Annotated in this window: 14 protein-coding genes and 1 pseudogene; 9 read left to right on the top strand and 6 right to left on the bottom strand. The window is 72.9% G+C overall.

The window, feature by feature from the left end:
• The 5 genes and pseudogenes from NJ376_RS24800 to NJ376_RS24780 form a co-directional block, all read right to left on the bottom strand.
• Window positions 1-377: pseudogene (locus tag NJ376_RS24800) on the bottom strand (biotin/lipoyl-binding protein); the annotation flags it as partial.
• The gene (locus NJ376_RS24795; RefSeq protein WP_252955966.1) at window positions 374-577 is read right to left on the bottom strand and encodes a hypothetical protein; all 204 of its coding nucleotides are present in this window, start codon (window positions 575-577) and stop codon (window positions 374-376) included. The gene NJ376_RS24795 and the pseudogene NJ376_RS24800, both read right to left, overlap by 4 nt.
• A complete protein-coding gene (locus NJ376_RS24790) occupies window positions 574-1,152 on the bottom strand; it encodes a TetR/AcrR family transcriptional regulator (protein ID WP_252955965.1) in 579 nt (192 codons plus the stop codon). The genes NJ376_RS24795 and NJ376_RS24790 overlap by 4 nt, the downstream gene beginning before the upstream one ends.
• 90 nt (window positions 1,153-1,242) lie before the next feature.
• The gene (locus NJ376_RS24785) at window positions 1,243-2,412 is read right to left on the bottom strand and encodes a cupin domain-containing protein (RefSeq protein ID WP_252955964.1); all 1,170 of its coding nucleotides are present in this window, start codon (window positions 2,410-2,412) and stop codon (window positions 1,243-1,245) included.
• An 11-nt stretch (window positions 2,413-2,423) separates the two neighbouring features.
• On the bottom strand, window positions 2,424-2,990 hold the full coding sequence (locus NJ376_RS24780) for a hypothetical protein (protein ID WP_252955963.1): 567 nt from the start codon (window positions 2,988-2,990) through the stop codon (window positions 2,424-2,426).
• A 308-nt stretch (window positions 2,991-3,298) separates the two neighbouring features.
• On the opposite strand from NJ376_RS24780, the gene NJ376_RS24775 reads away from it, so the two are divergent.
• The 6 genes from NJ376_RS24775 to NJ376_RS24750 all read left to right on the top strand — a co-directional run bounded on the left by NJ376_RS24775 (window position 3,299) and on the right by NJ376_RS24750 (window position 8,358).
• Entirely contained in the window at window positions 3,299-4,048 is a 750-nt protein-coding gene (locus NJ376_RS24775; protein ID WP_252955962.1) for a SapC family protein, read from the top strand.
• A gap of 315 nt (window positions 4,049-4,363) precedes the next feature.
• Window positions 4,364-5,326, top strand: coding sequence for a Bug family tripartite tricarboxylate transporter substrate binding protein (locus NJ376_RS24770; protein WP_252955961.1), 963 nt, complete (start codon window positions 4,364-4,366; stop codon window positions 5,324-5,326).
• On the top strand, window positions 5,323-5,871 hold the full coding sequence (locus NJ376_RS24765; protein ID WP_252955960.1) for a tripartite tricarboxylate transporter TctB family protein: 549 nt from the start codon (window positions 5,323-5,325) through the stop codon (window positions 5,869-5,871). Before NJ376_RS24770 ends, NJ376_RS24765 begins: the two co-directional genes overlap by 4 nt.
• 205 nt (window positions 5,872-6,076) lie before the next feature.
• Window positions 6,077-7,573 (top strand): tripartite tricarboxylate transporter permease, encoded by a 1,497-nt coding sequence (locus NJ376_RS24760; protein WP_252955959.1) that lies wholly within the window; start codon window positions 6,077-6,079, stop codon window positions 7,571-7,573.
• Between the two features lie 54 nt (window positions 7,574-7,627).
• Window positions 7,628-8,059 (top strand): YdaS family helix-turn-helix protein, encoded by a 432-nt coding sequence (locus NJ376_RS24755; protein WP_252955958.1) that lies wholly within the window; start codon window positions 7,628-7,630, stop codon window positions 8,057-8,059.
• Window positions 8,059-8,358: a CcdB family protein gene (locus tag NJ376_RS24750; protein WP_252955957.1), complete on the top strand. Its 300-nt coding sequence runs from the start codon at window positions 8,059-8,061 to the stop codon at window positions 8,356-8,358. The genes NJ376_RS24755 and NJ376_RS24750 overlap by 1 nt, the downstream gene beginning before the upstream one ends.
• Before the next feature lie 7 nt (window positions 8,359-8,365).
• On the opposite strand, the gene NJ376_RS24745 is transcribed toward NJ376_RS24750, so the two are convergent.
• A complete protein-coding gene (locus NJ376_RS24745; RefSeq protein WP_252955956.1) occupies window positions 8,366-9,244 on the bottom strand; it encodes a diacylglycerol/lipid kinase family protein in 879 nt (292 codons plus the stop codon).
• Window positions 9,245-9,482: 238 nt separating this feature from the next.
• On the opposite strand from NJ376_RS24745, the gene NJ376_RS24740 reads away from it, so the two are divergent.
• The 3 genes from NJ376_RS24740 to NJ376_RS24730 all read left to right on the top strand — a co-directional run.
• Window positions 9,483-10,349, top strand: coding sequence for a UDP-2,3-diacylglucosamine diphosphatase (locus tag NJ376_RS24740; protein ID WP_252955955.1), 867 nt, complete (start codon window positions 9,483-9,485; stop codon window positions 10,347-10,349).
• 174 nt (window positions 10,350-10,523) lie between these two features.
• Complete coding sequence (locus tag NJ376_RS24735) at window positions 10,524-11,501, top strand: glycosyltransferase family 4 protein (protein WP_456309858.1); 978 nt, start codon at window positions 10,524-10,526, stop codon at window positions 11,499-11,501.
• 255 nt (window positions 11,502-11,756) lie between these two features.
• Window positions 11,757-12,340: lysophospholipid acyltransferase family protein (locus NJ376_RS24730; RefSeq protein WP_252955954.1), on the top strand; the 584-nt coding region annotated here is incomplete at its 3' end.

Here is a 12,340-nt window from a genome sequence, read left to right as displayed (position 1 = left end):
GCCACCTCCTCCGGCCGTCCGGCGGCGCGCAGCCGGGCGAGGGCGGCGCGGGACTGCACCGCCGCCGCCTCCGCCTGGACCACCGCCGCGTCCTTCTGCGCCGCATCGCTGAAGACGGCGAGCAGCTGGCCTTCGGCCACTTCATCGCCCTCCGCCACCAGCAGCCGCTCCAGCCGCGCCACGGCGAAGCCGCCCGGCTGGTTCAGCTTGCGGATGCGCGACGCCGGCTCCACCCGCCCCAGCGCGCCGACGCCGACCGGGGCGGCGGTCGCGGCGGCGGGCGCCGGCTCCGGCGCGCCATTCCCCGGATGCCGCAGCGCGAAACCGGCAAGACCCGCCAGCGCCAGGAGGCCGAGGAGCAGCGCGCCGCGTTTCATGAGCCGGGGTCCGGCCAGCCGGTCAGGAGGGAGAGGTCGAAATCGTCCAGCAGCTCCGGCCCTGCCAGCTCCTCGCCGAACAGCAGGAAGGCGAGGAAATCCAGCAGCCCTTCCGGTCCCAGCGTGCAGGAATCCGGGCCGCCGGCGGCAATGAGCAGCAGGCTGGCGAGGCCGAGCAGGCAGGTGGCGCGGCGGCTCATGGCGAGGTCTCCAGCAGGCGGGCCAGGGTGGCGTGCATGGCGCCGAGCTCAGCCGGGCTAGGCGTGTAGAGGTTGAAGATCCGGGCCATGAAGAGGCCGTCCGTCGCCGCCATGATCACCTGGCCATGCCCCGGCGGCAGGCCGTCCGTGGCGATCGCCGCCCGGATCTCCGCCACCACGGCCCGGGCGGGGTCCAGCAGCGCCGGGTCGTGGTGGAAGCAGGCAAGGAAGACGGCGGCGGCGCGGTCGCAGCGTTCGTCCACCACTCCCGGGGCGGCGCCGAAGCCCCAATCCAACATGGCGCGGGCGATGCGGCCGGGCCCTTCCGGCTGGCGTTCCACCGTGGCGGCGAAATCCTGCCGCATCCATTCCGCCATGCGGCCCAGCAGGGCGTGCAGCAGGGTTTCCTTGCCGGCGAAATGGTAGAGCAGCCCGCCCTTGGAGACCCCGGCTTCCTTCGCCGCCGCCTCCAGGGTGAGGCCGGCGACGCCGCGGGCGCGGATGATCGCCTCGGTGGCGTCGAGGATGCGGGTGCGGGCGTCGGGGCCCGGAGGGTGCGCGACGGCCAGGGACATGGAGCGTAACTATACCGGCTGGACGGTTTGTCAACCGTCCAGCCGGTACAGCGCGCTCGAACAGAAACGGTGCGCGGCGGGAGAGCCGGGCTACCCCTCCAGCAGCCCCACCGCCCAAAGCCGGCGGCAGAACGCCATCGCCCCTTCGCCCAGCATCGCCGGGCTGGCGCCATCCGCCAGCGCCTGCACCCAGCCCAGTTCCCGCGCCCCCAGCGCCAGCCGTCCGCCCGCCCAGCAGAGCTGCGCGCTGCCATCCGGCAGCGCCGCCACATGGTGCAGCATGGCATCCGAAAGCCGCAGCGCCGTCTCCGGCCCGGGCGGCGGGCTCAGCAACCCGCGGGCGGGCAAAGGCAGGCGCTGATCCGCCAGCCCTTCCAGCAGGCCGAGCCCGATCGCCTCCAGCGCCGCCTCTCCCGCCAGCCCGGCCAGCCGGGCCGCCAACTCCTCCAGCAGCGCCGCCCCGGCCGCTTCCTCGCCCAGCCGCCAGCTCGGGAAGGGGGCGCGCAGCCGGGCGTCCTCCTGCTCCCGCCGGTCCAGCAGCAGGCGCAGCGCATCCGCCCAGCTCGGCTCCAGGAAGCCGATGGTCAGGTGCAGGGAATGGTCGCCCACCTGGGATTGCGCATCATGCACCACGCCGCGCGGCAGGTAGAGCGCTTCCCCTTCGCGCAGCACGAAGCTCTCCGGCTCCCCCTCCAGCGGGATGTCGTGGCGGAAGGGCGTCTGGCCCGTGGGATGCGGCACCGGCTGATGCGGCCAGACGCGCCAGAGCTTCTCGCCCTCCACCTGCAGCACCAGGACGTCATGCGTGTCGTAATGCGGGCGGAAGCCCTGGGCGCCGGGCGGGGTGAGATAGGCATTGGCCTGCATGCCATGCAGGAAGAGCTGTTCGAGCCCGCGGCAGAAGCGGGCCAGCGGCGCATGCACCTCCTGCAGCTGGGAGGCGATGAGCGTGGCCCCGGCATCGAAGCGGGCGAAGACCCGCATCGGATCCACCAGCCCGTTGGGCAGGGCGTACTCCTCCTCCGGCAGGCCCGCGCCGCCCTGCCGGGCGCTGTCCGCCATGGCGATGCGCGGCACGCGGGCGCCGGCGGTGAGCAGGAAGGCGTCCAGATCGGCGACGGAGAGCAGCGGGCGGAAGCGGTCCGGCGCCCCGCCGGTGAAGCGCCGCCAGGCCGTGCCCTCGCGCAGCGCCAGCACCGCCTCCACCGGCAGCGCGCCGAAGGCGAGGTCGCAGGCGATTTTCGCCAATGTGTCCGCCATGGAGGGCGGGCCTACCGCCAGCCGCGGCCGCGGCCGGAAGCGTCGTAGGGGTCGTTGTCCGTGACGTTGCGGCGGGGCGGCGGCGCCGCATAGCCCCGGCCGCGGCCGGAGGCGTCGTAGGGGTCGTTGTCCGTGACGTTGCGGCGGGGCGGCGGCGCCGCATAGCCCCGGCCGCGGCCGGAGGCGTCGTAGGGGTCGTTGTCCGTGACGTTGCGGCGGGGCGGCGGCGCCGCATAGCCCCGGCCGCGGCCGGAGGCGTCGTAGGGGTCGTTGTCCGTCACGCTGCGGCGGGGCGGCGGTGCCGCATAGCTGCGGCCGCGCCCCTGGCCCTGGCCATCCGTCGGGTCGTTGTCGGTGCGGCCGGTATAGCCGCGATAGCCGCCGCGGCCATAGCCGGGGGAGTCGGTCGGGTCGTTGTCCGTGCGCGCCTGCGCCGCCCCCGCGGGCCGGGCCGGCTCGGGCTGGGCGGTGGCGGCCTCCGCGCCCCCGGCGGCGGCAGCACCGGCGGCGCCCAGCCCGGCAACCCGGAGCACGAGAAGGCGCCGTCCGAGCCGCGCCTGGCGATCTTCTTCGTCCATTCTTCCCTTCCCTGGCGTCCTGGCCCGTGGCTTTCTCGCCACATTGCTGCGTGGCGGCGTGGTGTCCGGCGGCTACTGCGTGGCGAAGGCATGACCACCCGCCACCGCCCCGCCTAGAGTAGAGTGTTACCTGGGAAACCGAAACATTCTGGATCGCGACAGACCAGTCGCGCTGCGGATCGACCACCGCTGCGGAATGGCCATGGCCACCGGCTGGCCTGCCGGCCCGCCCGGGCTGAGAATGCGCGGTAAGTCCTTGCAGAAACGTTGCTGCCTCGGCAGAACCCGGGCAAAGGAGAGTTCAATCCATGTCGGAATCGATCAACGGCGCCGCCACCACCGCCCCGGTCCTGCCACCCCTCTACCGGTCGCTGGAGCCGGTGACGCCCGAGCGGCATGGCAAGCTGCGGCTGCGGGATGCCGGGCTCGGCTTCGCCCGCACCCTCTCCGCCGTGCCGATCACCGCCGAGGAGATCCCGGTGGCGGCCCGGACGCTCACCATCGTCTTCGCTGCCCAGGCGCCGCATCTGCCGGTCGCGCTCACCAGCCTGGTGCCGGAGAAGAACAATTTCATCGATGCCGGCGGGGCCTGGAAGATCGGCGCCTATGTGCCGGCCTATCTGCGCCGCTACCCCTTCTTCCTGCTGCGCGTCGCCGAGACCTCCCAGGACCTGGCCCTCTGCGTGGACCCGACCGCGCCGCAGCTCAGCGCCGAGCAGGGCGAGCCGATGTTCGCCGATGACGGCAAGCTGGCCCCGCAGCTCGAGCGCGCCTTCGCCTTCACCCGCTCGGTCGAGGAGGCGATGGTGCGGACCCGGACGATGACGACGCGCCTCGCCGAGCTCGGCCTGCTGAAGCCGGCGCAGGTGCAGTTCGAGCGGCTGGGCAAGCCGCTGCGCATCGACGGCTTCTTCGCCGTGGACCGGCCGAGCCTCGCCGCCCTGCCGGCCGAGCAGCTCACCGAGCTGCGGGACAAGGGATGGCTGGAGGTGATCTACGCCCACATGGTCTCGCTCGGCGGCCTGCCGGAGCTGGCGGCGGCCCTGCCGCCGGCCTGAAGGAGGGAGGCGCCGCCGGGCAGGGGGCTCTGCCTCGTTGCCGGCACTGCCGGCAACGACCTGCCCCCGGACCCCGTGTGAGTCGGCAGGTTGCACCGGCAAGCTCAGGCCGGTCCGGCTCTCGGCGGAGGCGCGGGCACTGCCTGTGCAGGCCCCCTGCCGAAGGGGGCGCGGGCGAGGCCATCGTGTAGCCCCTGTGGTGCCCCTTCCTGCTTTCAGGCTTTTCATCCGGGGCGGTCGCCCGCCCCCGGTAGCCTTGCCGCGGCACGCGGAGTAGTTGTGGCGGTCTCGCCGTTGCGGGGGAGAGCCGTCCTGATGCCTGATCGCCGCTCACTGCTGGCCGCTGCCAGCCTGCTGCTTGCCGCCGGGGGGCGCCCCGCTGCCGCGCAGGCGCGCTTCAACAGCCTCTACATGTTCATCCCCGCGGGTCCCGGCGGCGGCTGGGACGGGCTCGGCCGCGCGATCGAGCAGGTGGCGCGCCAGGCCGGCCTCGTCTCCACCTTCCAGTTCGAGAATGTCGGCGGCGCCGGCGGCACGGTGGGCCTGCCCCGCTTCGTCGGCCAGCGCCGCGGCCGTCCGGACAGCCTGATGGTCGCCGGCTCCATCATGGTCGGCGCCACGTTCACCAACCGCACCCCGGTCGGCATCAAGGACCTGGTGCCGGTGGCGCGGCTGACGGAGGAGGCTGGCGTCGTCGTCGTGCCGGCGCAGTCGGAGATCCAGGACCTCAAGGGGCTGCTCGAGGCGCTGAAGGCGAACCCCGGCGGCGTCGCCATCGCCGGCGGCAGCGCGGGCGGGACGGACCACATCACCCTCGGGCTGATCCTGAAGGCGCTCGGGCGTTCGGCGAAGGAGGGGTCCTATGTCGCCTTCGCCGGCGGCGGGCCGGCCCAGGCAGCGATTCTTGGCGCCCAGGTGAAGGCCGGCATCAGCGGGCTTTCCGAGTTCGCCGAGCAGATCAAGGCCGGCCGCATGCGGGCGCTGGCGACCACCGGGGCGGAGCGCACCGACCCGGCCATCCCGACGCTGAAGGAAAACGGGCTGGATGTGGTGATGACCAATTGGCGCGGCGTCTTCGCCGCCCCCGGCATCCGCCCCGATGCGCGGCAGAAGCTGGTGGACTTCATCACCGAGCTGCACGCCCTGCCGGCCTGGCAGGAGATGCTGAAGACCCGCGACTGGGCGGATGCCTTCCTCACCGGCGATGCCTTCACCGCCTTCCTGGCGGAGGATCAGGCGAAGACCGAGGCGGTGCTGAAGGAGGTGGGGCTGGCGTGAGCGGGCCGGCGCCCCGGCTGCTGCATGCTGCGCCGGCGCCCCGCCCGGCGGTGCTGCCGGACCTCTGGGTCGGGCTCTTCGTCATCGCGCTCGGCGGGCTGGCGCTGTGGCAGGCGGCGGTTATCCCGACCTCCCCCATCTATGCCCAGGTCGGGCCGAAGGCGGTGCCCTATGTGGTGGCCGCCGGTCTGCTGCTGCTGGGGGCCGGCCTGACCTACGTCGCGCTGCGCGGCGGCTGGTCTTACGCGCTGGAGGAGATGGCGGAGGCGCCGCCGACCAATTGGCGCGCCATCACCCTGATGCTGGCCGGGCTGCTGGCGAATCTCGTGCTGATCGGGCCCTGTGGCTTCTCCATCGCCGCCTCGGCGCAATTCGTGCTGGTGGCCGCTGCCTTCGGCTCCCGCCGCCTGCTGCGGGATTTGGTGCTGGCGGTGGTGCTGACGCTGCTGGTGTGGTTCGGCTTCGTCGAGGGGCTCGGGGTGAATATCGGCGCCGGCTATCTGGAGAGGCTGGTGCTGATGGCGCTGGGGCAGGAGATCAGCTGATGGCGATGCGGCCTGCTCATCCCCTTCACGTCGCTCCGGGGGCAGGGTGCATGGCTGCGCGGCCTGCTCATCCCCTCCGCTCCGCTCCGGGGGCAGGGTGTATGGCTGTGCGGCCTGCTCATCCCCTCCGCTCCGCTCCGGGGGCAGGGTGTATGGCTGTGCGGCCTGCTCATCCCCTCCGCTCCGCTCCGGGGGCAGGACGCTGATGGACCCGATCGCCGGCCTCTCCCTCGGCTTCGCCAATGCGTTGAGCCTCGGCAATCTCGGTTGGGCGCTGCTCGGCTGCTTCCTCGGCACCGCGGTCGGCGTGCTGCCCGGCATCGGGCCGGCGCTGACCATCGCCCTGCTGCTGCCCATCACCTTCCAGGTGGAGGCGACGGGCGCCTTCATCCTGTTCTGCGGCGTCTTCTACGGCGCCATGTATGGCGGCTCCACCACCTCCATCCTGCTGAACACGCCGGGCGAGAGCGGCTCCATCATCACCGCGCTGGAGGGCGCGAAGATGGCGCGCAACGGCCGGGCCGGGCCGGCGCTGGCCACCGCCGCCATCGGCAGCTTCGTGGCCGGCACCATCGGCACGCTCGGCATCAGCTTCCTCGGGCCCATCGTCGTGGAGCTCGCGCTGAAGCTCGGCCCGGCCGAGTATTTCTCGCTCATGGTACTCTGCTTTGTCACCGTCTCAGCGGTGCTCGGCGGCTCACCGCTGCGCGGTCTCACCAGCCTGTTCTTCGGCCTGCTGCTGGGGCTGGTGGGCATCGATTTGCAGACTGGCCAGCCGCGCATGACCTTGGGCGTGCCGGAACTACTGGACGGCGTGAATGTGGTCCTCGTCGCCGTGGCGCTGTTCGCGGTGGGGGAGACGCTCCACCTCGCCTGGCGCCATGTGGGCGGTGCGTCGGAGGTGCGGCCGGTGGGGCGCATCATGATGTCCGGCCGCGACTGGAAGCGCAGCATCGGGCCCTGGATCCGCGGCTCCCTGCTCGGCTTCCCCTTCGGCGTCATGCCGGCGGGCGGCACGGAAATGCCGACCATGCTGAGCTACTACGCCGAGAAGAAGCTGGCCCCGCCCGAGGCGCAGCAGGAATTCGGCACGACCGGCGCCATCGAGGGCGTGGCCGGGCCGGAAGCCGCCAACAACGCCGCCGCCGCCGGGGTGCTGGTGCCGATGCTCACCCTCGGCCTGCCGACCAGCGCGACGGCGGCGATCATGCTCTCCGCCTTCCAGAGCTACGGCATCAACCCGGGGCCCATGCTGTTCGAGCAGCAGGGGGCGTTGGTCTGGACGCTGATCGCCAGCCTCTACGTGGCCAATGTGATGCTGGTGGTGCTGAACCTGCCGCTGGTCGGGCTGTGGGCGCGCATCCTGAAGATCCCGCAGCCGCAATTGTATGCGGGCATCCTGGTCTTCGCGACCATCGGCACCTACGGCATTTCCAACAGCGTGACCGATCTGGTGCTGCTCTATGCCATCGGCCTCATCGGCATGTTCATGCGGCGCTTCGACTTCCCGACGGCGCCGGTGGTCATCGGCATGATCCTTGGCCCGATGGCGGAGCAGGCGATGCGCCAGGCGCTGACCATCAGCCAGGGCGACTGGACGACCTTCGTCACCCGGCCTGTCAGCCTGGCGATCCTGCTGCTGGCGCTGGCGGCGCTGCTGGGGCCGAGACTGTACGGCACGGTGCGGCGGGTGCGGGATTAGAGGTTTTCTCTAATAGATCTTGTGCAAAGGACCGGCCTCGGCTAGGCAAGGGCGATGGCAACCCCCAACCACCCGCTTGAGGCTTTCGAAGCCGCGATCCGCGCGGCTGGCGGCGCCAGCGCGCTCGCCAGGGCGCTGGGGCTGACGCCCGGCGTGGTGACGCAATGGCGCAAGGCCGGGCGGGTGCCGGCGGAGCGGGTGCGGGCGATCAGCCAGGCCACCGGCGTGCCGCCGGAGGCCCTGCGGCCCGACCTCTACCCCGCCGGGGCGGCGCAGCCGGGCTTCGCCGAAGTCCAACTTCCCCTGGTGCAGCAGGCGGAGGCGCTCGGGCTGGACGCCGAGGCGATTGCCGAGCGGGCGCTGCGTGAGGCGGTGGGGCGGGAGAAGGCGCGCCGCTGGGCGGAGGAGAACAAGGCGGCGATCGAGGCCTGGACCCGCTATTTCGAGGAGAACGACACGCCGCTGGCCGAATTCCGCCAGTTCTGATGGCGCGGTTCGACCTCTATCTGGGCCGCGGCGGGGCGCGATACCTGCTGGATGTCCAGTCCGGCCATCTGGATCAGTTGCCGACCCGCATGGTGGTTCCGCTCGGCGCGCCCGACGCGACTTTGCCGCCCTTCCGCGACCTGACCCCGACCCTGTTCGTGGCAGGCGCGCCGCATGTGATGCTGACGCCCCTGATGGCCGCAGTTCCGCGCCGCCTGCTGGGCCGCCCCGTCGGCAATCTGCTCGACCAGGCCGACGACATCACCCGCGCTCTGGACATTCTGCTGACCGGCTTCTGAATGCCCGTCACCCCCGCGGCAGCACCATCCGGATCGGCGACGCCGCCTCCTCCACTACCACTGGCAGCCTCCCCACCGCATCCCCATCCGCCTGCACCGGCACCTCCTCGCCGTGCAGCACCACCCGCCGCGCCGGCAGCAGCACCACCCCCGGCAGCCGCGGCAGCAGGTCCAGCGGCAGCGCCGCGCCATAGAGCGCTGCCGCCAGCGCCCCGCCGCGCGGGAACAGCGCCACTTGGAAGCCCGGCTCCCCCGGCCGCGCCGCCGGCGCCAGCAGATGCCGCCCGGCATAGAGCCTGCCCTTGGTGACGATGGCGCTCGTCACTTCCTGCGCCGGCCCGCCATCCAGCGCAGCGGTGAAGCGGGGGAAGGGGTAGCGCCCCAGCTCCCGCATCCCCTGCAGCACATAGGCGCCGCGGCCCAGGGCCCGCTTCCAGCGCAGATCCAGCCGGTGCACCACCGCCGCGTCGAAGCCGGCCCCCAGCATCTGCACGAAGAGCCGCATCCGGCCGTCGCCGAAGCGCGCGACGCCCGGGCGCAGCCAGCGCGGCGCGCCTTCCGCCAGCACCGTCGCCGCGGCCTCCGGCGCCAGCGGCACCCCCAGCTCCCAGGCCAGGACATTGGCGGTGCCGAGCGGCAGGATGCCGAGCCCCGCGCTGCTCCCGGCCAGCCCCGCCGCGACTTCGGCGATGGTCCCGTCGCCGCCGGCGGCGACCACCAGCGGGCAGCCCCGCCAGGCGGCCTCCCGCGCCAGCGCGATGGCATGGCCCGGCCGCTCCGTCTCCGCCAGCTCCGGCCTGAGTCCCTTGGCCCGCAAGGTGGCCAGCGCCTGCGCCAGCCGGCGGTGCCGGCGCCGGCCTGCGGTCGGGTTGAAGACGATCAGCATGCGGCTGCGACACAGTCCTTTCGCGTCCTGCCGCCGCCGGTATCCGCACAGAATGACAGTATCACGACGGTCCGACCGCAGCCGCGTGACACTTCGTAGAAGCAACCGTGTAATTGCCCCGCGTCATGCAAGATTCACAACCCGCGCGATATTACCGGGTTACTTGCCCTGCGGGAAGGCCGGCGACCCGGCGGCGAAGCGGGCGGCAGGATGCGCCGCCCGGCAGGAAGGCGGAATCATGCAGACCACGGATACGAGGCGCCGCTACCGGACCATCTTCCTCTCGGACATCCATCTCGGCACCCGCGGCTGCCGCGCCGATTTCCTGCTCGAGTTCCTCGGCCGGGTGGAATGCGAGCGGCTGTTCCTGGTCGGCGACGTGGTGGATGGCTGGCGGCTCCGCAAGTCCTGGTACTGGACCGAGGAGTTCGACGAGGTGGTGCGCCGGATCCTCGCCCTGGCGCGGCGCGGCGTGGAGGTCACCTACATCCCCGGCAATCATGACGAGATGTTCCGCGACTGGCTGGGCCTGGAAGTGGCCGGGGTGAAGCTGGCGCGGGAGGCGGTGCATCAGGCCGCCGATGGCCGCCGCTTCCTGGTCATCCATGGCGACGAGTTCGACGGCGTCATCCGCTACGCCAAGTTCCTCGCCCATCTCGGCGACTGGGCCTATGACTGGGCACTCACCCTCAACCGCCTGTTCAACGCCGCCCGCCGCCGTCTCGGCTATCCCTACTGGTCGCTCAGCCAGTGGCTGAAGCGGCAGGTGAAGGAGGCGGTGAAGGCGATCGACCGCTTCGAGGTGGCGCTGGCCACGGAAGCGAAGCGGCGCGGCCTGGACGGCGTGGTCTGCGGCCATATCCACCATGCCGAGATGCGCACCGTGCAGGGCGTCATGTACATGAACGACGGCGACTGGGTGGAAAGCTGCACCGCCCTGGTCGAGCATGCGGATGGCCGCTTCGAGCTGATCGACTGGGCGCAGGAGAGCCGCCTCTCCTTCGGGCGCCAGGCGGAGCGGCGGGCGGCCCCACGCCCGGCCATCGCCGCCGAGCTGCTGGCGCGGGGGGAGGCGGATGGCCGCCGCGCCCCGGCCCGCCCCTGAGCCTCCCCCGCACCGCGCCGGCCACCCATGCTGTTCGACGAGGAGGCCGCCCCGGTCGGTGCCGCGCCTGCTGAGCCGATCTCCGCCGCTCCGGCCTGGCGCCCCCTCTGGGACGCGCCCGTGATGCTGCCGGACGACGCCAAGCTGCGCCTGCTGATCGTCACCGATGCCTGGATGCCCCAGGTGAACGGGGTGGTCCGCACCCTCTCCACCGTCGCCCAGGTGTTGCGGGAGCAGGGCGACGCGGTGGAGGTGATCGGCCCCGATCGCTTCCGCACCATGCCGCTGCCGAGCTATCCGGAAATCCGCCTGGCGCTGGCGCCCCGCCGCGCGCTGCGCCGCATGGCGGATGCCTGGCGGCCGAACGCGGTCCACATCGCCACCGAAGGCCCGTTGGGTTGGGCGATGCGGGCGCTCTGCCGGCAGCGCGGCTGGGTCTTCACCACCAGCTTCCACACGAAATTCCCCGAATACCTGCAGGCCCGCACCGGCCTGCCGCCCAGCCTCGCCTGGGCGGTGCTGCGCCGCTTCCACGAGGCCGGCGGCGGCACCTTCGCCGCCACCCAGAGCCTCAGGGAGGAGTTGGCGCGCCGCGGCTTCACCAAGGTCCGCCCCTGGACCCGCGGGGTCGATCTCTCGCTCTTCAACGGGGAGGGGCGCGACGAATGGGCGGGCCTGCCGCGGCCCATCTTCCTGCATGTCGGCCGGGTGGCGGTGGAGAAGAACATCGAGGCCTTCCTCCGCCTCGACCTCCCCGGCTCCAAGGTGGTGGTGGGGGACGGGCCGCTGCGCGCCGCGCTGGAGCGGAAATTCCCCGAGGCGCATTTCGCCGGCTGGCGCCAGGGCGCGGCGCTGGCCCGCGCCTATGCCGGCGCCGATGTCCTCGTCTTCGCCTCCCGCACCGACACCTTCGGCCTGGTGATGCTGGAGGCGATGGCGAGCGGCACCCCGGTCGCCGCCTATCCGGTCACCGGGCCGCTCGACGTCATCCCTGGCTCCGGCGCCGGGGTGGTGGATGACGATCTGCGGGCGGCGGCGCTGGCAGCCCTGGCCTGCAATCGCGCCGTGGCCCGCGCCCATGCCGAGCGCTTCTCCTGGGAGGCCTGCGCCATGGGCTTCCGCCGGCAGCTGATGCCGCTCGGCACGGGCTGACCCTCGCGACGGCGCGAGCCGGCCGGCTTCCGCCATCTCCCGGCCCGTGCTAGCTCGGGGCCGACTCCGGCCCTGACGGAGTCGGAGGCGCGGCGCCAGGCGGGGAAGAGGTGGGGCAAAACCATGATGCGGGGGCATGCGGGCCGGGACAGCATGCGGCGCGGCCAGGGCCCCCGGCCCCGGCGGGCGGTCTGACGCCACCGCCCCACCCCGCCCGACCGGCGCCCCGCCGCTTCGCTGGCAGCCCCTAGCCCCATGCTCCGGCGCGCCCTCCGCCACCCGGCCACCCAGGCGGTGCTGGCCCGGCTGCTCGGCCTCTATCTGCGCTTCGTCTTCGCCACCACGCGCTGGCGGGTGGAGGGGGCGGAGCATCTCCGCGCCGTCGCCGCGCCGGGGCCGATCCTCGCCGCCTTCTGGCATGAGCGCCTGCCGCTGATGCCCGCCGCCTGGCTGCGCGCTGCGCAGGTGGTGCCGGCGCTGGCCACGCGGCGGGCACAGGTGCTGGTCTCCCGCCATCGTGACGGCCGCTTCATCGCCGATGTCTGCCGGCCCTTCCGGATGGAGATGGTGCATGGCTCCACCAGGCGCGGCGGCGCCACCGGCCTGCGGATGCTGCTGCGGCTGCTGGCGGCGGGGGAGGTGGTGGTGATCACGCCGGACGGGCCGCGCGGCCCGCGCCGCGTCGCCGCCCCGGGGGTGGCGCAGCTTGCCGCCCTCTCCGGCCTTGCCGTGCTGCCCTGCGCCGCCCGCACCAGCCGGGGCCTCACCCTGCGGAGCTGGGACCGCATGGTGGTGCCGCTGCCCTTCGCCCGCGGCGTCATCGCCTTCGGCCCGCCCGT

Source organism: Siccirubricoccus soli (genome assembly GCF_024178315.1).
GTDB classification, from domain to species: domain Bacteria; phylum Pseudomonadota; class Alphaproteobacteria; order Acetobacterales; family Acetobacteraceae; genus Siccirubricoccus; species Siccirubricoccus soli.
The sequence above is the reverse complement of the archived record's forward strand: the minus strand, read 5'-3'. Positions and strand labels throughout refer to the sequence as shown.

Bases quoted from the DNA above. Each gene is read 5' to 3' on its own strand.
- NJ376_RS24795 (WP_252955966.1), bottom strand. From the start codon at position 577: ATGAGCCGCCGCGCCACCTGCCTGCTCGGCCTCGCCAGCCTGCTGCTC.
- NJ376_RS24790 (WP_252955965.1), bottom strand. From the start codon at position 1,152: ATGTCCCTGGCCGTCGCGCACCCTCCGGGCCCCGACGCCCGCACCCGC.
- NJ376_RS24785 (WP_252955964.1), bottom strand. From the start codon at position 2,412: ATGGCGGACACATTGGCGAAAATCGCCTGCGACCTCGCCTTCGGCGCG.
- NJ376_RS24780 (WP_252955963.1), bottom strand. From the start codon at position 2,990: ATGGACGAAGAAGATCGCCAGGCGCGGCTCGGACGGCGCCTTCTCGTG.
- NJ376_RS24775 (WP_252955962.1), top strand. From the start codon at position 3,299: ATGTCGGAATCGATCAACGGCGCCGCCACCACCGCCCCGGTCCTGCCA.
- NJ376_RS24770 (WP_252955961.1), top strand. From the start codon at position 4,364: ATGCCTGATCGCCGCTCACTGCTGGCCGCTGCCAGCCTGCTGCTTGCC.
- NJ376_RS24760 (WP_252955959.1), top strand. From the start codon at position 6,077: ATGGACCCGATCGCCGGCCTCTCCCTCGGCTTCGCCAATGCGTTGAGC.
- NJ376_RS24755 (WP_252955958.1), top strand. From the start codon at position 7,628: ATGGCAACCCCCAACCACCCGCTTGAGGCTTTCGAAGCCGCGATCCGC.
- NJ376_RS24750 (WP_252955957.1), top strand. From the start codon at position 8,059: ATGGCGCGGTTCGACCTCTATCTGGGCCGCGGCGGGGCGCGATACCTG.
- NJ376_RS24745 (WP_252955956.1), bottom strand. From the start codon at position 9,244: ATGCTGATCGTCTTCAACCCGACCGCAGGCCGGCGCCGGCACCGCCGG.
- NJ376_RS24740 (WP_252955955.1), top strand. From the start codon at position 9,483: ATGCAGACCACGGATACGAGGCGCCGCTACCGGACCATCTTCCTCTCG.
- NJ376_RS24735 (WP_456309858.1), top strand. From the start codon at position 10,524: ATGCCCCAGGTGAACGGGGTGGTCCGCACCCTCTCCACCGTCGCCCAG.